Below are 17,023 nucleotides of genomic sequence, written 5' to 3'. Positions count from 1 at the left end.
ACACCATCCTTTCCGTTCAGAATTCAAGTCCGGCTTCGCGCGCCGCGTCTGCCAACGCCCGCACGCGCCCGTGGTACAGATAGCCGCCGCGGTCAAAGACGACCGTCTTCACGCCTTTCTCCAGCGCCCGCTTCGCCACCAGTTCGCCCACCTTGCGCGCGGCCTCCACCGTGGCCCCGTTCTCCACCTCGCCGCGCAGCTCCTTGTCGAGCGTCGAAGCGCTGACCAAGGTGTGTCCGTGCTCGTCGTCAATCACCTGCGCGTAGATGTGCTTGTTCGAACGGTACACGTTCAACCGCGGGCGCGCCGGGGTGCCCTCGATGCGCTTGCGCACGCGCAGGTGCCGGCGCTTCCGGGCCAGGTTGCGGTCTTCCTTGTTGATCATCCCGGGTCACTCCCTTCTCACGCTGCCAGATTACTTCTTGCCGGTCTTGCCGACCTTGCGCCGCACGACCTCGTCCACGTACCGGATGCCCTTGCCCTTGTACGGCTCCGGCTTGCGGATGGCGCGAACCTTGGCTGCGTAGATGCCGACCTTTTCTTTGTCGATGCCCTTGATCACCAGGCGGTTCGCCGCCGGGACCTCAATCTCAATGCCCTCGTCCGGCGTCAGCACCACCGGATGCGAAAACCCGAGGGACAGCGTCACCGTGTTACCGGACTTCGTCGCGCGGTACCCCACGCCGACGAGCTCCAAGCTCTTGCTGAATCCGTTCGTAACGCCCTCCACCATGTTCGCGATCACGCTGCGGGTCGTGCCGTGAAGGCTGCGGTGCAGCTTCTCGTCACTCGGGCGCTCCACCACGATCTGCTGCCCGTCGACAGTCACCTTCATATCCGGGTGCAGCGTCCGCGTGAGTGTGCCTTTCGGCCCTTTGACCGTCAGCACGTTGCCTTCCTGGCGGACCTCCACCCCGGCCGGGATCGGGATCGGCTTCTTACCAATGCGGGACATGCGCACACCTCCATTCGAACCCGCCTGTTACCAGACGTAGCAGATGACCTCTCCGCCCACGCCCAGCTTACGCGCTTCCTTATCCGTCATGACGCCCTTCGACGTCGATAGGATGGCGATTCCCAGACCGCCGAGCACCCGCGGGATGTTCTCGTGATCGACATACACCCGCAGGCCCGGCTTGCTGATCCGCTTCAGCCCGGTGATCACGCGCTCCTGACCCTTGCCGTACTTCAGGAACACGCGGATGATCCCCTGCTTGTCGTCGGGGATGAACTCCGCGTCCCGGATGAACCCTTCGCGCTTCAGGATCTCCGCGATGGCCCGCTTCATCTTCGACCCAGGGATCTCGACCTTGTCGTGACCCACCAGGTTGGCGTTGCGGATCCGGGTCAGCATGTCAGCAATCGGGTCTGTCATGGTCATGTGTCAGAAACCTCCTTCCGTCCGAAACCTGAATTACCAACTCGCCTTTTTCACGCCCGGCAACTGGCCCTTGTACGCCAGGTTGCGGAAGCAGATGCGGCAGATGCCGAACTTGCGCAGCACGGAATGGGGCCGCCCGCAGATGCGGCAGCGCGTATACGCGCGGGTGCTGAACTTCGGCTTCCGAGACGCCTTGACGATCAACGACTTCTTGGCCACGCTTATCCCCCCTCGTCCAACGAGTGGCTCGCTTACGCGTGCCGGAACGGCATTCCCATCAAGGTCAACAGCTCACGCGCCTCTTCGTCCGTGTCCGCCGTGGTGACGACGACCACTTCCATCCCGCGGATCTTGTCGACCTTGTCGTAGTCGATCTCCGGGAAAATCAACTGCTCGCGCAGGCCCAGGGTGTAGTTTCCGCGGCCGTCAAACGCCTTCGGCGAAACCCCGCGGAAGTCGCGCACCCGCGGCAGGGCGATGTTCATCAACTTGTCGAGGAAGTGGAACATCCGCTCCCCGCGCAGGGTCACCTTGACGCCAATCGGCATGCCCTGGCGCACCCGGAACTGCGCGATGGATTTCTTCGCCCGCGTCACCACCGGCTTCTGGCCGGTGATGGCTGTCAGGTCCGCCACCGCCGCGTCGATGGCCTTCGGATTCTGCACCGCCTCGCCGAGGCCCATGTTGACGACGACCTTCTCAATCCGAGGGACCTGCATCACGGACTTGTAATTGAACTTCTTCATCAGCTCGGGTACAACCTGATTGCGGTACCGCTCAGCCAAACGGGACACAGCCTTTCCTCCTTTCACCTGGCTACTAGTCAATCACTTCGCCAGACTTTTTCGCGTAACGGACCTTCGTCCCGTCCTCCAAGAACTTGTATCCAATCCGGGTCGGCTCCCCCGTCTTCGGATCGGCCAGCATCAAGTTGGAGACGTGAATCGGCGCCTCCTTCTCGATGATGCCGCCCTCCGGGTTGGCCGGATTTGGCTTCGTGTGCCGCTTGACAATATTGACACCCTGCACCAGTGCGCGCTGCTCCTTCGGGAACACGGCCAGCACCGTGCCGGTCTTCTTCTTGTCCTTGCCGGCGATGACAACGACCTTATCGCCTTTCTTGATGTGCAGCTTGGGCACGCTCCGACACCTCCTCGCAGTGCCGCCTCCGGATCAGAGTACCTCGGGGGCGAGCGAAATGATCTTCATGAAGTCCCGGTCGCGCAACTCGCGCGCCACGGGGCCGAAAATGCGCGTGCCGCGCGGGCTCTTGTCCTCGCGGATGATGACGGCCGCGTTCTCGTCAAACCGGATGTACGACCCGTCCGGCCGGCGCAGACCCCGCTTACTGCGCACGATCACCGCCTTCACCACATCGCCCTTTTTGACAACGCCGCCGGGTGTTGCACTTTTGACGGAAGCGACGATGATGTCTCCGATGTTGGCCGTCTTGCGGTTGGAACCGCCCAACACGCGGAAGCACATGATCTCCTTCGCGCCCGTGTTGTCGGCGACGACCAGCCTTGTTTGCGGTTGAATCACGGGAGTGGCCTCCTTTCTCTACACGTCCGATCTCCGCCAGGTCAGACCACGACCGCCTTCTCGATGATCTCGACCAGACGCCAACGCTTCTCCTTGCTCAGCGGGCGCGTCTCCATGATGCGCACGACGTCTCCGACCTTCGCCTCGTTGCGCTCGTCGTGAGCCTTGAACTTCTTCGTCCGGCGCATGGTCTTCCCGTACAGCCGGTGCTTGACGTGCTCCTCAACCGCCACGACGATGGTTTTGTCCATCTTGTCGCTGACGACCTTGCCGACGAGCACCTTGCGTTCGTTCCGTTCCACCTTCGCAACCCCCCTCTCAGCCGATTCCGAGCTCGCGCTGCTTGAGAATCGTCTTCGCGCGCGCGATGTCCTTGCGCACTTGGCGGATCCGCATCGGGTTCTCCAACTGCCCGGTCGCCAACTGGAACCGGAGGTTGAACAGCTCATCCTTCAGCTGCTCGATGCGGTTCTGGATCTCCTCGGTCGTCAGGCTGCGCAGTTCGTTAGCTTTCATCAGCCTCACCACCCACTTCATCCCGACGTACGAACTTCGTCTTGATCGGCAGCTTGTGCGCGGCCAGCCGCATCGCCTCGCGCGCGACTTCCTCCGACACGCCCGCCAACTCGAACAGGATCCGGCCCGGCTTGACCACGGCGACCCACTTCTCCGGAGAGCCCTTGCCGCTGCCCATGCGCGTCTCGGCCGGCTTCTGGGTCACAGGTTTGCTCGGGAAGATCTTGATCCACACCTTGCCGCCGCGGCGGATGTAACGCGTCATCGCGATACGCGCCGCCTCAATCTGGCGGTTCGTCACCCATGCGGGTTCCAGGGCCTGCAAACCGTATTCGCCAAAGGTGATCTCGTTGCCACCTTTGGACATCCCCTTCATCCGTCCCCGGTGCTCCTTGCGATGCTTGACCCGCTTCGGCATCAACATGGTTTATTTACCTCCTTCCTCAGCGCCCTTCCGAGACCGCTGCGGCAGCACCTCGCCGCGGTAGATCCACACCTTCACGCCGATGCGCCCGTAGGTCGTGTGCGCCTCCGCCAGGGCGTAATCCACGTCCGCTCGCAGCGTGTGCAGCGGCACCGTCCCCTCTGCATACCCTTCCGTACGCGCGATTTCCGCACCACCGAGACGCCCGGACACCTTCACGCGGATCCCCTTGGCGCCCGCACGCATCGTGCGCTGAATCGCCTGCTTCATCGCGCGGCGGAACGACACACGGCGCTCCAACTGGCTTGCGATGTTCTCTGCCACCAACTGCGCGGACAGATCGGGCTGCTTGATCTCCGAGATGGAGATGTGCACCCGCTTGCCGGTCAAAGCGCTCAACTGGTTGCGCAGCGCGTCGACCTCCTGGCCGCCCTTGCCAATCACCATGCCCGGCTTCGCGGTATTGATGATGATGTGGATGCGGTTGGCCGCCCGTTCGATGTCGACCGACGCCACCGCCGCATCCTTCAGCCGTTTGAAGATGAAATCGCGGATGCGCAGGTCCTCATGCAGCAGGTCCTGATAGTTCTTCTTGTCCGCATACCAACGGGATTCCCAATCGCGGATGATGCCGATCCGAAGACCGACCGGATTGACCTTTTGACCCATGCGGCTTCATCCCTCCTTACTTTTCCGCCACGACGACGGTGATGTGGCTCGTCCGTTTCATGATGCTGTACGCGCGCCCCTGTGCACGGGGATGGTAGCGTTTCAAGGTCGGACCCGGATCCACCCAGATCTCCTTCACGTACAGGCGATTGACGTCCATGTTGTGGTTGTTCTGGGCGTTGGCCACCGCGGATCGAAGCACCTTGTCCACCACCGGGGACGCTCCGCGCGGGGTCATCTTCAGAATCGCGAACGCCTCCTGAATCCGCTTGCCGCGGATCAGGTCCACCACCAAGCGCACCTTGCGCGGCGCGATGCGGATGTACTTGGCGCGTGCGCGTGTCTCCGTCGCTGCCATCGGAACCCCTCCTTCCTAGCTGACTCCATCAGCGAGCCCGGGACGCCTTCTCGTCTCCGGCGTGGCCCTTGAACGTCCGCGTCGGGGCGAACTCACCCAGCTTGTGACCGACCATGTCTTCCGTCACATACACCGGAACGTGCTTGCGCCCGTCGTGCACGGCGAACGTGTGACCGACGAACTGTGGGAAAATCGTCGAACGGCGGGACCAGGTCTTGATGACCCGCTTCTCGCCCGTCTTGTTCAAGGCCTCCACCTTTTTCAACAGGTAGCTGTCGCAAAACGGCCCTTTCTTCAAGGAACGGCCCATTCAGAAAACCTCCTTCCCCAATCGTGTTGCCCCCAGTGCCATGGCCCGCCGCCGCCCGGGCCCACCCGCCCGAGCGGGGCAGACACCGGTATCGCGCGTCCTCGCCCGGCGTGTCACTTCTTGCGCCGGCGGACGATGTACTTGTCGGTGGGGTGATTCCGTTTGCGCGTCTTCTTGCCCAACGTCGGCTTGCCCCACGGCGACATCGGCGACTTGCGGCCGACCGGTGCGCGACCTTCGCCACCGCCGTGCGGGTGGTCCACCGGGTTCATGACGACACCGCGAACCGTCGGGCGACGGCCGAGCCAGCGGGATCGTCCCGCCTTGCCGAGGTTGATGTTCTCGTGATCCAGGTTGCCCACCTGGCCCACGGTGGCGCGGCACTCCAGGCGCACCAACCGCATCTCTCCGGAACCGAGCCGGATGGTCGCGTAGTCGCCTTCCTTCGCCATGACCTGCGCGGCGGCGCCCGCCGCACGGGCCAGCTGGCCGCCCTTGCCCGGCTTCAGCTCGATGTTGTGGATCACCGTACCGACCGGGATGTTCGCCAAGGGCAACGCGTTGCCCGGGCGGATGTCGGCGTCCGGACCGGACATCACCACGTCGCCGACCTTCAGACCGAGCGGCGCGATGATGTAGCGCTTCTCCCCGTCCGCGTAGAACAGCAGCGCGATGCGCGCCGAGCGGTTCGGGTCGTATTCAATGGTCGCGACCTTGGCCGGCACGCCGTCTTTGTTGCGCTTGAAATCGATGATGCGGTACATCCGCTTGTGTCCGCCGCCCCGGTGGCGGACCGTGATCTTCCCCTGATGGTTGCGGCCCGCCCGCTTCGGCAGCGGTTCAAGCAGCGACTTCTCCGGTTCGTCCGTCGTGATCTCCTCGAACGTGGAGACCGACATGAACCGGCGCCCCGGGGAGGTCGGGCGGTATTTTTTGATGCTCACCGGGATAACCTCCTTTTGCTGCGATGACCGTACAGGATCAGCTGTTGAACAGCTCGATCGGCTTGGAGTCCTCCGTCAACTTCACGATGGCCTTCTTGCGTTCCGGCGTGCGGCCGACAAACCGTCCGACCCGCTTCTGCTTGCCCGGCACGCGCATGGTGTTGACCTGCTCCACCTTGACGCCGAACAGCTTCTCAATCGCCTGCCGGATCTCCGTCTTGTTGGCCCTGCGGTCCACCTCGAACACGTACTTACGTTCTTCCATGAGCTCGGTCGAACGCTCCGTGATGATGGGACGCTTGATGAGATCGCGCGGATCCATTACGCGAACACCTCCTGTACCTTGGCCACCGCATCGCGCGTGAGGACCAGGTGGTCATGCCGGAGGATTTCGTAGACGTTCACGGCGTTGGCCGGGACGTACGTCACGCCCGGAATGTTGCGCAACGAAAGCTCGGCGTTCTGCTGCTTCTCGGCATCCACAATGAGCGCCTTCTCCAGATTCAAACGGCGCAGCATCGCCGCCATCGGCTTCGTCTTGATCTCGGGGACCCGCAGCTCATCCAGCACAATCAGCTTGCCGCCGTCCACCTTCGAGGTCAGTGCACTGTACAACGCCTGACGCCGCACCTTCTTGGGTACGCGGAACCCGTAGCTGCGCGGTTTCGGGCCAAACACGACACCGCCACCCTTCCACTGCGGCGCGCGAATGCTGCCCTGCCGCGCACGGCCGGTGCCCTTCTGGCGCCACGGCTTGCGCCCGCCGCCCCGGACCTCCGACCGGCCCTTGACCTTGTGCGTGCCGCGGCGCTGGTTCGCCAGGTACGACAACACCACCTGATGCATCAGGTCCGGACGGACCGGCGCCGCGAACAGCCGTTCATCCAGCTCAATCTCGCCGACCTGCGCTCCGTCCATGTTGTAAACCGCTACTTTCGGCATCCGTCTGCCTCCTTTCCAACCGTCTCGGTCACTTCGTCCGTTTCTTCGCGGCCCGCACCGTCACAAACGAGTTGCGCGGCCCGGGAACCGATCCCTTGATGAGCAGCAGGTTCCGCTCCGTGTCCACGCGGACGACCTGCAGGTTCTGGACCGTGCACCGCTCGCCGCCCATGCGGCCCGCCATCGTCTGACCCTTGAAGACGCGGTTCGGCGCGATGGAACCCAGCGACCCCACACCGCGGTGATACTTCGAGCCGTGCGACATCGGGCCGCGCGCCTGGTTGTGGCGTTTGATGGGGCCTGCGTACCCCTTGCCCTTCGACGTGCCGATGACGTCGACGAACTCGCCAGGGGCAAACACATCCGGACCCAACTGCTGCCCGACTTCATACTCATCCACATTCACACCGCGCAGCTCGCGCACATAGCGCTTCGGCGCCGTGTTCGCCTTCTTGGCGTGACCCTGTTCGGGTTTCGTCGCCCGGTTCGGCTTTTTGTCCGCAAAGCCCAACTGAATGGCATCGTAGCCATCCGTGGACACCTGCTTCTTTTGCAATACCACGCAGGGGCCTGCTTCGATCACGGTGACCGGAATCACGGCACCGTCTTCGTCGAACACCTGGGTCATGCCCAGCTTGCGCCCCAGGATGCCTTTCATGGCCGCACCTCCTCGGAGCCGTCCTCTATCCATCGCGGGTTCAAGTCAACGTACCCACGCATGTCATTTTCGTTCGCAAAAGTCACAGCTTGATCTCGATATCCACACCGGAAGGCAGATCGAGGCGCATCAACGAATCCACGGTCTGCGGTGTCGGATTGACGATGTCAATCAGGCGCTTGTGCGTCCGCATCTCGAACTGCTCCCGCGAATCCTTGTACTTGTGCGGGGCCCGCAGGATGGTGATCACCTGCTTGTCGGTCGGCAGCGGCACAGGGCCGTGCACCTGGGCACCCGACCGTTTCGCCGTCTCCACGATCTTCTCCGCCGACTGGTCGAGAATCTTGTGGTCGAACGCCTTCAGCCGGATGCGGATTTTCTGCTTCGCCATATGTTTCCCTCCTTCTTCGCCCATTGTTTGGACATACTCCGCAGAAATTCTCCTCAGTGGTGCCCCATATGGCCGAGGGCACATGAGCAACCTTCTGCCTCATCGCTGTCAGAGACCAACAGCCGATATTGTACTAGAGACAGCGGGAAAACACAAGGCGAAAGTTCAGTAGGAGGGGGCGTTGCGCTCCGCTTCGGCACTCCGACGAGCCGCTCCGCGCAACACCCCCACCTCAAAGAAAGGCTGCCGGAAACCCGGCAGCCCCTCGAACGTTTTGTTTTCCGTTTTGCCGCAAGTCCCAACCCCGGAGATCCGGCCGGCTGCGACTTACTTCGTGATGGCGGTGACCACACCTGCGCCGACCGTACGGCCACCCTCGCGAATCGCGAAACGCGTGCCCTCTTCCAACGCGATGGGCGAGATGAGCTCGACATCCATCGTCACGTTGTCGCCAGGCATCACCATCTCCGTGCCCTCCGGCAGCTTCACGACGCCGGTGACGTCCGTCGTCCGGAAGTAGAACTGCGGGCGATAGCCGTTGAAGAACGGCGTGTGGCGGCCGCCTTCTTCCTTCGTCAAGACGTACACCTCCGCCTTGAACGCGGTGTGCGGTTTGATGGAGCCAGGCTTCACAAGCACCTGTCCGCGCTCCACATCCTTGCGATCCACGCCACGGAGCAGCGCGCCGATGTTGTCGCCGGCCACCGCCTGGTCGAGCAGCTTGCGGAACATCTCCACGCCCGTGACGACCGTCTTGCGCGTCTCGTCCGCCAAGCCGACGATCTCCACTTCGTCGCCGACCTTCAGCGTACCGCGCTCGACGCGGCCCGTTGCCACGGTACCGCGGCCGGTGATGGTGAACACGTCCTCGACCGGCATCAGGAACGGCTTGTCCGTGTCGCGCTCCGGCGTCGGGATGTAGGTGTCGATGGCGTTCATCAGCTCATCGATCTTGGACACCCACTGCGGATCGCCCTCCAGCGCCTTCAGAGCGGAGCCGCGGATGACCGGCACCTCGTCTCCCGGGAACTCATACTCGTTCAGCAGCTCGCGGACTTCCATCTCGACGAGCTCGAGCAGCTCCTCGTCGTCCACCATGTCGCACTTGTTCAGGAACACGACGATGTACGGCACGCCGACCTGGCGGGCCAGCAGGATGTGCTCCCGGGTCTGCGGCATCGGACCGTCCGCGGCGGAGACGACCAGGATGGCGCCGTCCATCTGCGCCGCGCCGGTGATCATGTTCTTCACGTAGTCGGCGTGGCCAGGGCAGTCCACGTGCGCGTAGTGACGATTGTCCGTCTCGTACTCCACGTGCGCCGTGTTGATGGTGATGCCGCGCTCGCGCTCCTCCGGCGCCTTGTCGATGTCCTCGTACTTCTGCGCCTGAGCCTTACCCTTCTGGGCCTGGATGGACGTGATGGCCGCAGTCAGGGTCGTCTTGCCGTGGTCGACGTGGCCGATGGTGCCCACGTTGACGTGCGGCTTTGTGCGCTCGAATTTTGCCTTTGCCATGCTCAATCACTCCTTGTCCTTATTCGCCTTTGTTTTTGGCGATGATCTCCTGAGCGATGTTCTTCGGCACCTCTTCATATGAATGGAACTCCATCGAGAACGTCCCGCGGCCCTGGGTGCGGGAGCGCAGACTCGTAGAGTAACCAAACATCTCAGCCAGCGGAACGTATCCGCGGATCACGCGCGCGTTCGCCCGTTGGTCCATGCCTTCGATGCGCCCGCGGCGAGAGTTGATGTCCCCCATCACGTCGCCCATGAACTCTTCGGGCACCGTGACCTCGACCTTCATGATGGGCTCCAGCAGGACGGGGCCCGCTTTCGCCGCACCCTGTTTGAGCGCCATCGAACCCGCGATCTTGAAGGCCATCTCCGACGAGTCGACCTCGTGGTACGAACCGTCGAACAACGTCGCCTTGACGTCGATCATCGGATAGCCCGCCAGCACGCCGCTGAGCATGGCTTCGCGGATGCCTTCGTCCACCGCCGGAATGTATTCCTTCGGGACGACGCCGCCCACGATTTTGTTCTCGAACTGGTACCCAGCACCCCGCTCGAGGGGCTCCAGGATAATCTTGACGTGGCCGTACTGACCGCGTCCGCCCGATTGGCGGATGAACTTGCCTTCCTGCTCCACCCGCTGCGTGATGGTCTCCTTGTACGCCACCTGAGGCTTGCCGGTGTTGCACTCGACCTTGAACTCACGCCGCAGGCGGTCGACTACGATCTCCAGGTGCAGCTCGCCCATGCCGGCGATGATGGTCTGCCCCGTCTCCTGATCCGTCCAGGTCCGGAACGTCGGGTCCTCTTCCGCCAGCTTGCTCAGCGCGAGGGCCAGCTTATCCTGGTCCGCCTTCGACTTCGGCTCGACAGAGATGTTGATCACCGGATCCGGGAACTCCATCGACTCCAGCACCACGACGTGCTTCTCGTCGCAGAGCGTATCGCCTGTGGTCGTGTCCTTCAGGCCGACCGCCGCCGCGATGTCCCCGGCGTACACCATGTCGATTTCCTCGCGGTGGTTCGCGTGCATCTGAACGATGCGGCCGATGCGCTCGCGTTTGCCCTTCGTCGAGTTCAGCACGTACGATCCGCTGGCGAGCGTTCCCGAGTAGACCCGGAAGTACGACAGCTTGCCGACAAACGGATCGGACATGATCTTGAACGCCAGCGCCGCGAACGGCTCGTCGTCCGAAGAACGGCGCTCGACCTCCTCGCCGTCGGGCGTCCACCCCTTGATGGGCGGCACGTCAATCGGCGACGGCAGGTAGTCCACCACCGCGTCGAGCATCGGCTGCACGCCCTTGTTCCGGTAGGACGACCCGCACAGCACCGGGAACAACTGCACGGTGCAGGTGCCCTTGCGGATGGCGGCCTTCAGCTCCTCGGTCGTGATCTCCTCGCCCTCGAGGTACTTCATCATGAGTTCCTCGTCGACCTCCGCCGCGGCCTCAATCAGCTCGGTGCGGTACTTCTCGACGAGTTCCTTCATGTCGGCTGGGATCTCGGTCTTCTCCGACCGCGTCCCCAGGTCGTCCGTGTAGATGATGGCCGCCATCTCGACCAGGTCGACCATGCCGACGAACGTGTCCTCCGCGCCGATCGGCAGTTGGATCGGCACCGCCTTCGCGCCCAGGCGATCGCGCATCTGCTGCACGCAGCCGAGAAAGTCCGCGCCGATGATATCCATCTTGTTCACGTAAGCGATGCGCGGCACGCCGTATTTGTCCGCCTGCCGCCACACCGTCTCGGACTGCGGCTCGACCCCGCCCTTGGCGTCAAACACGCCGACGGCGCCGTCCAGCACACGCAGCGACCGCTCCACCTCGACCGTGAAGTCCACGTGACCGGGCGTGTCAATGATGTTGATGCGGTGGCCCTTCCACTGCGCGGTGGTCGCCGCGGACGTGATGGTGATGCCTCGCTCCTGCTCCTGCACCATCCAGTCCATCGTCGCAGCGCCTTCGTGCACCTCGCCGATCTTGTGGACGCGGCCGGTGTAGAACAGAATGCGCTCGGTCGTCGTCGTCTTCCCCGCGTCGATGTGGGCGATGATGCCGATGTTGCGGGTTTTCTCAAGAGGGAATTGACGTGGCAAGAAGCGACCTCCTTTCCGTCAGCATCGCGCGCCGCTTTACCACCGGTAGTGGGCGAACGCCTTGTTGGCCTCAGCCATGCGGTGCGTGTCCTCTTTCTTCTTGACCGCGCCGCCGGTGCCGTTCGCGGCATCAATCAATTCGCTGGCGAGCTTGTGCACCATGGTCTTCTCACCGCGCAGGCGCGCGTACTGCACCAGCCAGCGCAGGCCCAGCGTGATGCGCCGGTCCGGACGGACCTCCACCGGCACCTGGTAGTTGGAACCGCCCACGCGGCGGGCCTTGACCTCCAGCACCGGCATGACGTTGCGCATCGCCTCTTCCAATACCTCCATCGGATCCTTGTTGGTCCGCTGGCGGATCTCGTCGAACGCCGCATACACAATCCGCTGTGCGACGCCCTTCTTGCCGTCGCGCATCACCTTGTTGATCAGACGGGTCACCATCTTGTTCCCGTAGATCGGGTCCGGCATCACGTCCCTGCGCGGGACGGGGCCTTTTCTCGGCACGGATGTCCGCCTCCTTTCATGCTGTTCCGTTTACAAGCCCGCGGCCTTGCCCGCCCGTTCACCGCCGGTCCAGGCAAAACGGCCGGACGCTTTCACGCTGCAACGCCGCAGCGGCAGCGATGGGTTACGACTTCTGCTTCGGACGCTTGGCGCCGTACTTGGAGCGCCCCTGCATGCGGTCCTTGACACCCGCCGTGTCCAGTGCGCCGCGGACGATATGATAACGCACACCCGGCAGGTCCTTGACACGTCCGCCGCGCACGAGCACCACGGAGTGTTCCTGCAGGTTGTGGCCGATCCCCGGGATGTACGCGGTGACCTCGACCTGGTTGGTCAAACGCACACGCGCGTACTTCCGCAGCGCAGAGTTCGGCTTCTTCGGGGTCATCGTGCCCACGCGCGTGCACACGCCGCGCTTCTGCGGAGACGGCAGCTCGAACTCCTTCTTTTCGAAGCTGTTGTATCCCTTCTGCAGCGCCGGAGACTTCGATTTCTTCTCTATCGGCTTACGGCCTTTGCGGACCAATTGGTTCATGGTCGGCATGGCTGCACCTCCTTCCGAGATTCGCTTCACGGGTGCTTCATGTCCACAGAGCCTGGCGGTTCGTGGATGGGCAAAAGAAAAAGCCAGTTGCCGATTGCCGCCCTCGCGCGGGCGACACCGGACAGACCTGAGTCACTCTTCCAGAATCGCTGCGGTGGCCGCGCCAACCTCGATGCCGCAAGCCTTGCCCAGCTGTTTCATCGTGTCCACCCACAGGACCGGTACTCCGCGCTCTTGCGCGAGCGACAGCACCGGTTGGATCACCCGTGTGTCCGCGTCCCGGGCGACGTATACCTGTTTGGCGAGGGACTGCTGAAGTGCTTTGGTCGTCTGGTTGGTGCCGATTGTCCGCTTGCGCGCAAGGCGAATGCGATCCAACGACATCGCAAAGCCCCCCCACATCTACACCCGTGCTCTAGGCACACTCAGAGATTCTATCACCCCGCTGAGCAGGCTGTCAACTTGCACCCTGATATTGCAAATCCCCCGGGAAGCCGCGCCAGCACTGGCCGGACGGGCTCCCCGGGGGAGCTGCCGGAAGCCTGCGGGGCGGTCAGGACTCGCCGGCCCCGACGGCCTCCTCGGTGCCTTCCCGGGCCGGCTCGGCCACCGGGTCGTCGTCGCTCTCGATCTCCAGATGCCGGTAGCGGGTCATCCCCGTGCCAGCCGGGATCAGTTTGCCGATGATCACGTTCTCCTTCAGGCCGAGCAGCCGGTCCACCTTGCCCTTGATGGCGGCGTCCGTCAGCACGCGCGTGGTCTCCTGGAACGACGCGGCGGAGAGGAACGAGTCCGTCTCCAGGGACGCCTTCGTGATGCCGAGCAGGGCCGGGCGGGCGACCGCAGGCTCTTTGCCTTCCCACAGCACCTTGCGGTTCGCCTCTTCGTACTCGAACAGGTCGACGTAGGTACCGGGCAAAAGGTCGGTGTCGCCCGCGTCGAGGACGCGAACCTTGCGCAGCATCTGCCGGATCATGACCTCGATGTGCTTGTCGTTGATGTCCACGCCCTGCAGGCGGTAGACGCGTTGCACCTCGCGCAGCAGGTAGTTCTGGACGCCCTGCAGCCCTTTGACCCGCAGCATCTCCTTCGGATCGACCGAGCCCTCCGTCAACTCGTCGCCCGCCTCCACGCGCTGGTCCTGGGTGACGCGGATGCGGGAGCCGTACGGGATGCTGTACACCTTCGTCTCGCCCTCGCCGGTGACCTCGATCTCGCGCTTGTCCTTGCCCTCGCGGATGGCCGAGACGACGCCGTCGATCTCGGTGATCACCGCCTGCCCCTTCGGGTTGCGCGCCTCGAACAGCTCCTGGATGCGCGGGAGACCTTGGGTGATGTCGTCGCCGGCGACGCCGCCCGTGTGGAACGTGCGCATCGTCAGCTGGGTGCCCGGCTCGCCGATGGACTGCGCGGCGATGATGCCGACCGCCTCGCCGATCTCCACCATCTTGCCGGTCGCCAGGTTCTTGCCGTAGCAGTGCACACACACCCCGTGTTGCGTCCGGCAGGTGAGCACGGAGCGAATGACGACCTCCTTGATGCCTGCCGCCACGATCCGCGCCGCGATGTCCGCGTCAATCAACTGGTTCTTCGACACCAGCTTCTCGCCGGTCTCCGGATGGTAGACGTCCTGGAAGGCCACCCGTCCTTCGATGCGGTCGTACAGGTCCTCGATGACCTCGCGCCCGTCGCGGATCTCCGTCACCCGCAGCCCCTTGTCGGTGCCGCACTCCACCTGGCGGACGATGGTGTCCTGCGCCACGTCCACCAGACGGCGGGTGAGGTAACCGGAGTCCGCCGTCCGCAGCGCCGTGTCGGCCAAGCCCTTGCGGGCGCCGTGCGTGGAGATGAAGTACTCCAACACCGACAGGCCCTCACGGAAGTTCGACTTGATGGGCAGCTGGATGATGTGCCCCGACGGGTTGGCCATCAGGCCGCGCATGCCGGCCAGCTGGGTGATCTGCGACTGGCTGCCGCGGGCGCCCGAGGTGGCCATCATGTAGATCGGGTTCAGCTCATCCATGCTCTGCATCAGCGTCTGGGACAGCTTTTCCTTCGCCTCGCTCCAGATCTGGCTGAACGAGACGTACTTCTCCTCACCCGTGATCAGGCCGCGGCGGTACTGCTGTTCAAGCTTGCGGTCCTTTTGCTCCGCCTCGGCGATGATGGGCGCCTTCTCCTTCGGCACGATGATGTCGGCCACCGAGATGGTGATGCCGGCCTGCGCCGAATAATGGAAGCCGAGCTTCTTGACCTTGTCCAGGATCTCCGACGTGGTCGTCGTGCCATACCGGCGGAAGCACTCGTGCAGGATGTTCCCCAGGTCCTTCTTGATGATGGCCTTCGGGATGGGCCGGTTCCGAACGCGTTCCGCGATGTCGACGCCCTTCTCGAAGATGAACGTCTCGTCCGGCGTACCGACCAGCAGGTTCTGCCGCGCCCCGCTGTGCAGGTACGGGAAATCCTTCGGGAAGATCTCGTTGAAGATCAGCTTCCCGGGCGTCGTCACCAGCAGGGCGTTCTGCTGCTCCGGCGTGAACGACGTCTTCCCGAGCGATCGCGCCGGCAGCGCGACGCGCGTGTGCACCGTGATCTGCCGCTCCTGGTACGCCATCATCACCTCGTCGGGATCCGCGAATAGCCGCCCTTCACCCGGCGCCCCGGCCAGCTCGATGGTCAGGTAGTACGGCCCGAGCACCATGTCCTGGGTCGGCGTGACCACGGGCTTGCCATCCTTCGGGTTGAGGATGTTGTGCGCCGCCAACATCAACAGCCGTGCTTCCGCCTGCGCTTCCGCAGACAGCGGGACGTGGACCGCCATTTGGTCGCCGTCGAAGTCCGCGTTGTACGCCGTGCACACCAGCGGGTGCAGCTTGATGGCCCGACCTTCCACCAGGATGGGCTCGAACGCCTGGATGCCGAGGCGGTGCAGTGTCGGAGCACGGTTGAGCAGCACCGGGTGCTCCTTGATGACGTCCTCGACGACGTCCCACACCTCCGGCGAGACGCGCTCAACCTTGCGCTTCGCGCTCTTGATGTTGTGCGCCAGGCCGCGCGCGACCAGTTCCTTCATGACGAACGGCTTGAACAGCTCCAGCGCCATCTCCTTCGGCAGGCCGCACTGGTACATCCGCAGCTCCGGACCGACCACGATGACGGAACGGCCGGAGTAGTCGACGCGCTTCCCAAGCAGGTTCTGGCGGAAGCGGCCCTGCTTGCCCTTGAGCATGTGCGACAGCGACTTGAGCGGGCGGTTCCCCGGCCCGGTCACCGGGCGGCCGCGACGGCCGTTGTCAATCAGGGCGTCGACCGCTTCCTGCAGCATCCGCTTCTCGTTCTGGACGATGATGTCCGGTGCGCCGAGGTCGAGCAGCCGCTTCAGGCGGTTGTTCCGGTTGATGACGCGCCGGTACAGATCATTCAGGTCGGAGGTGGCGAATCGTCCGCCGTCCAACTGCACCATCGGGCGCAGGTCCGGCGGGATGACCGGCAACGCCTCGAGGATCATCCACTCCGGCCGGTTGCCGGACGCCCGGAACGCCTCCAGGACCTCCAGCCGCTTGATGGCCCGGTTGCGCCGCTGGCCCTGGGCGGTGCGCAGTTCCTCCTTGAGTTGTTCGACTTCGCGATCGAGATCGATCTCCACCAACAGCTTCTTGATGGCTTCGGCGCCCATCCCGGCCTCGAAGGCGTAGCCGTACTTCTCGCGGTACGAACGGTACTCGCGCTCGCTGAGCAACTGCTTCTTCTCCAGCGGCGTGTCGCCCGGGTCGGTGACCACGTAGGACGCGAAGTAGATGACCTCCTCCAGCGCCCGCGGCGTCATGTCGAGCACCAGGCCCATCCGGCTCGGGATGCCCTTGAAGTACCAGATGTGCGAGACGGGGGCCGCAAGTTCGATGTGCCCCATGCGCTCACGGCGCACCTTCGAGCGCGTCACCTCGACGCCGCAGCGGTCGCACACGACGCCCTTGTACCGCACGCGCTTGTACTTGCCGCAGTGGCACTCCCAGTCCCGCTGAGGTCCGAAGATGCGCTCACAGAACAGACCATCCTTTTCCGGGCGCAGCGTCCGGTAGTTGATGGTCTCGGGCTTCTTCACCTCACCGTGGGACCAGGACCGGATCTTTTCGGGCGATGCCAGACCGATCTTCATGAACTCGAAGTTGTTGACATCCAACAAGGAGTATTCCTCCTTCGCTTCACGGGCCTGTACAGGGGAACCGT

General features: G+C 63.7%; 24 protein-coding genes. All 24 read right to left on the bottom strand.

The annotated features are described in order from the left end of the window. Positions 1 to 16: 16 nt before the first annotated feature. The 24 genes from rplR to rpoC all read right to left on the bottom strand — a co-directional run bounded on the left by rplR (position 17) and on the right by rpoC (position 16,979). Positions 17 to 385 (bottom strand): 50S ribosomal protein L18, encoded by a 369-nt coding sequence (rplR, locus tag BM357_RS06710; protein WP_074950897.1) that lies wholly within the window; start codon positions 383 to 385, stop codon positions 17 to 19. Between the two features lie 30 nt (positions 386 to 415). Further along, positions 416 to 955, bottom strand: coding sequence for a 50S ribosomal protein L6 (gene rplF / locus BM357_RS06705; RefSeq protein WP_029421865.1), 540 nt, complete (start codon positions 953 to 955; stop codon positions 416 to 418). Between the two features lie 27 nt (positions 956 to 982). Further along, the gene (rpsH, locus tag BM357_RS06700) at positions 983 to 1,381 is read right to left on the bottom strand and encodes a 30S ribosomal protein S8 (RefSeq protein WP_029421866.1); all 399 of its coding nucleotides are present in this window, start codon (positions 1,379 to 1,381) and stop codon (positions 983 to 985) included. 33 nt (positions 1,382 to 1,414) lie between these two features. Next, on the bottom strand, positions 1,415 to 1,600 hold the full coding sequence (locus BM357_RS06695) for a type Z 30S ribosomal protein S14 (RefSeq protein WP_074950895.1): 186 nt from the start codon (positions 1,598 to 1,600) through the stop codon (positions 1,415 to 1,417). Between the two features lie 32 nt (positions 1,601 to 1,632). Next, a complete protein-coding gene (rplE, locus tag BM357_RS06690) occupies positions 1,633 to 2,175 on the bottom strand; it encodes a 50S ribosomal protein L5 (RefSeq protein ID WP_074950893.1) in 543 nt (180 codons plus the stop codon). 25 nt (positions 2,176 to 2,200) lie between these two features. Then, on the bottom strand, positions 2,201 to 2,512 hold the full coding sequence (gene rplX, locus BM357_RS06685; RefSeq protein WP_029421869.1) for a 50S ribosomal protein L24: 312 nt from the start codon (positions 2,510 to 2,512) through the stop codon (positions 2,201 to 2,203). A gap of 42 nt (positions 2,513 to 2,554) precedes the next feature. Next, on the bottom strand, positions 2,555 to 2,923 hold the full coding sequence (gene rplN / locus BM357_RS06680; protein ID WP_029421870.1) for a 50S ribosomal protein L14: 369 nt from the start codon (positions 2,921 to 2,923) through the stop codon (positions 2,555 to 2,557). Positions 2,924 to 2,964: 41 nt separating this feature from the next. Beyond that, entirely contained in the window at positions 2,965 to 3,225 is a 261-nt protein-coding gene (gene rpsQ, locus BM357_RS06675; protein WP_029421871.1) for a 30S ribosomal protein S17, read from the bottom strand. Positions 3,226 to 3,241: 16 nt separating this feature from the next. Beyond that, the gene (gene rpmC, locus BM357_RS06670) at positions 3,242 to 3,439 is read right to left on the bottom strand and encodes a 50S ribosomal protein L29 (RefSeq protein ID WP_029421872.1); all 198 of its coding nucleotides are present in this window, start codon (positions 3,437 to 3,439) and stop codon (positions 3,242 to 3,244) included. After that, on the bottom strand, positions 3,429 to 3,863 hold the full coding sequence (gene rplP, locus BM357_RS06665) for a 50S ribosomal protein L16 (protein ID WP_074950891.1): 435 nt from the start codon (positions 3,861 to 3,863) through the stop codon (positions 3,429 to 3,431). Before rplP ends, rpmC begins: the two co-directional genes overlap by 11 nt. Positions 3,864 to 3,866: 3 nt before the next feature. After that, positions 3,867 to 4,532, bottom strand: coding sequence for a 30S ribosomal protein S3 (gene rpsC / locus BM357_RS06660; RefSeq protein ID WP_029421874.1), 666 nt, complete (start codon positions 4,530 to 4,532; stop codon positions 3,867 to 3,869). Positions 4,533 to 4,548: 16 nt separating this feature from the next. Further along, a complete protein-coding gene (gene rplV, locus BM357_RS06655) occupies positions 4,549 to 4,890 on the bottom strand; it encodes a 50S ribosomal protein L22 (protein ID WP_029421875.1) in 342 nt (113 codons plus the stop codon). Between the two features lie 28 nt (positions 4,891 to 4,918). After that, on the bottom strand, positions 4,919 to 5,200 hold the full coding sequence (gene rpsS, locus BM357_RS06650; RefSeq protein WP_074950889.1) for a 30S ribosomal protein S19: 282 nt from the start codon (positions 5,198 to 5,200) through the stop codon (positions 4,919 to 4,921). Between the two features lie 113 nt (positions 5,201 to 5,313). Continuing rightward, positions 5,314 to 6,144, bottom strand: coding sequence for a 50S ribosomal protein L2 (rplB, locus tag BM357_RS06645; protein ID WP_074950887.1), 831 nt, complete (start codon positions 6,142 to 6,144; stop codon positions 5,314 to 5,316). Between the two features lie 37 nt (positions 6,145 to 6,181). Then, complete coding sequence (rplW, locus tag BM357_RS06640; protein WP_074950885.1) at positions 6,182 to 6,466, bottom strand: 50S ribosomal protein L23; 285 nt, start codon at positions 6,464 to 6,466, stop codon at positions 6,182 to 6,184. Continuing rightward, on the bottom strand, positions 6,466 to 7,086 hold the full coding sequence (gene rplD / locus BM357_RS06635; RefSeq protein ID WP_074950883.1) for a 50S ribosomal protein L4: 621 nt from the start codon (positions 7,084 to 7,086) through the stop codon (positions 6,466 to 6,468). The genes rplW and rplD overlap by 1 nt, the downstream gene beginning before the upstream one ends. 28 nt (positions 7,087 to 7,114) lie before the next feature. Continuing rightward, positions 7,115 to 7,744 carry a 50S ribosomal protein L3 gene (gene rplC / locus BM357_RS06630; RefSeq protein ID WP_074950881.1) on the bottom strand — a complete coding sequence of 210 codons (630 nt, stop codon included), beginning with the start codon at positions 7,742 to 7,744 and terminating at the stop codon, positions 7,115 to 7,117. A gap of 82 nt (positions 7,745 to 7,826) precedes the next feature. Further along, entirely contained in the window at positions 7,827 to 8,135 is a 309-nt protein-coding gene (gene rpsJ, locus BM357_RS06625) for a 30S ribosomal protein S10 (protein WP_029421881.1), read from the bottom strand. A 327-nt stretch (positions 8,136 to 8,462) separates the two neighbouring features. Next, positions 8,463 to 9,650, bottom strand: coding sequence for an elongation factor Tu (gene tuf / locus BM357_RS06620; protein ID WP_074950877.1), 1,188 nt, complete (start codon positions 9,648 to 9,650; stop codon positions 8,463 to 8,465). 19 nt (positions 9,651 to 9,669) lie between these two features. Beyond that, on the bottom strand, positions 9,670 to 11,745 hold the full coding sequence (fusA, locus tag BM357_RS06615; RefSeq protein WP_074950875.1) for an elongation factor G: 2,076 nt from the start codon (positions 11,743 to 11,745) through the stop codon (positions 9,670 to 9,672). Between the two features lie 36 nt (positions 11,746 to 11,781). Further along, a complete protein-coding gene (gene rpsG, locus BM357_RS06610; protein ID WP_029421884.1) occupies positions 11,782 to 12,252 on the bottom strand; it encodes a 30S ribosomal protein S7 in 471 nt (156 codons plus the stop codon). Positions 12,253 to 12,376: 124 nt separating this feature from the next. Continuing rightward, complete coding sequence (gene rpsL / locus BM357_RS06605) at positions 12,377 to 12,796, bottom strand: 30S ribosomal protein S12 (RefSeq protein WP_029421885.1); 420 nt, start codon at positions 12,794 to 12,796, stop codon at positions 12,377 to 12,379. A 132-nt stretch (positions 12,797 to 12,928) separates the two neighbouring features. Further along, positions 12,929 to 13,180, bottom strand: coding sequence for a ribosomal L7Ae/L30e/S12e/Gadd45 family protein (locus tag BM357_RS06600; protein WP_074950873.1), 252 nt, complete (start codon positions 13,178 to 13,180; stop codon positions 12,929 to 12,931). 169 nt (positions 13,181 to 13,349) lie between these two features. Next, positions 13,350 to 16,979: a DNA-directed RNA polymerase subunit beta' gene (gene rpoC / locus BM357_RS06595; protein ID WP_074950871.1), complete on the bottom strand. Its 3,630-nt coding sequence runs from the start codon at positions 16,977 to 16,979 to the stop codon at positions 13,350 to 13,352. Positions 16,980 to 17,023 lie beyond the last annotated feature (44 nt).

Source organism: Paenalicyclobacillus macrosporangiidus (assembly GCF_900116805.1).
In the GTDB taxonomy this organism is placed as follows: domain Bacteria; phylum Bacillota; class Bacilli; order Alicyclobacillales; family Alicyclobacillaceae; genus Alicyclobacillus_H; species Alicyclobacillus_H macrosporangiidus.
This window is presented reverse-complemented; position numbering and strand designations above follow the sequence as displayed.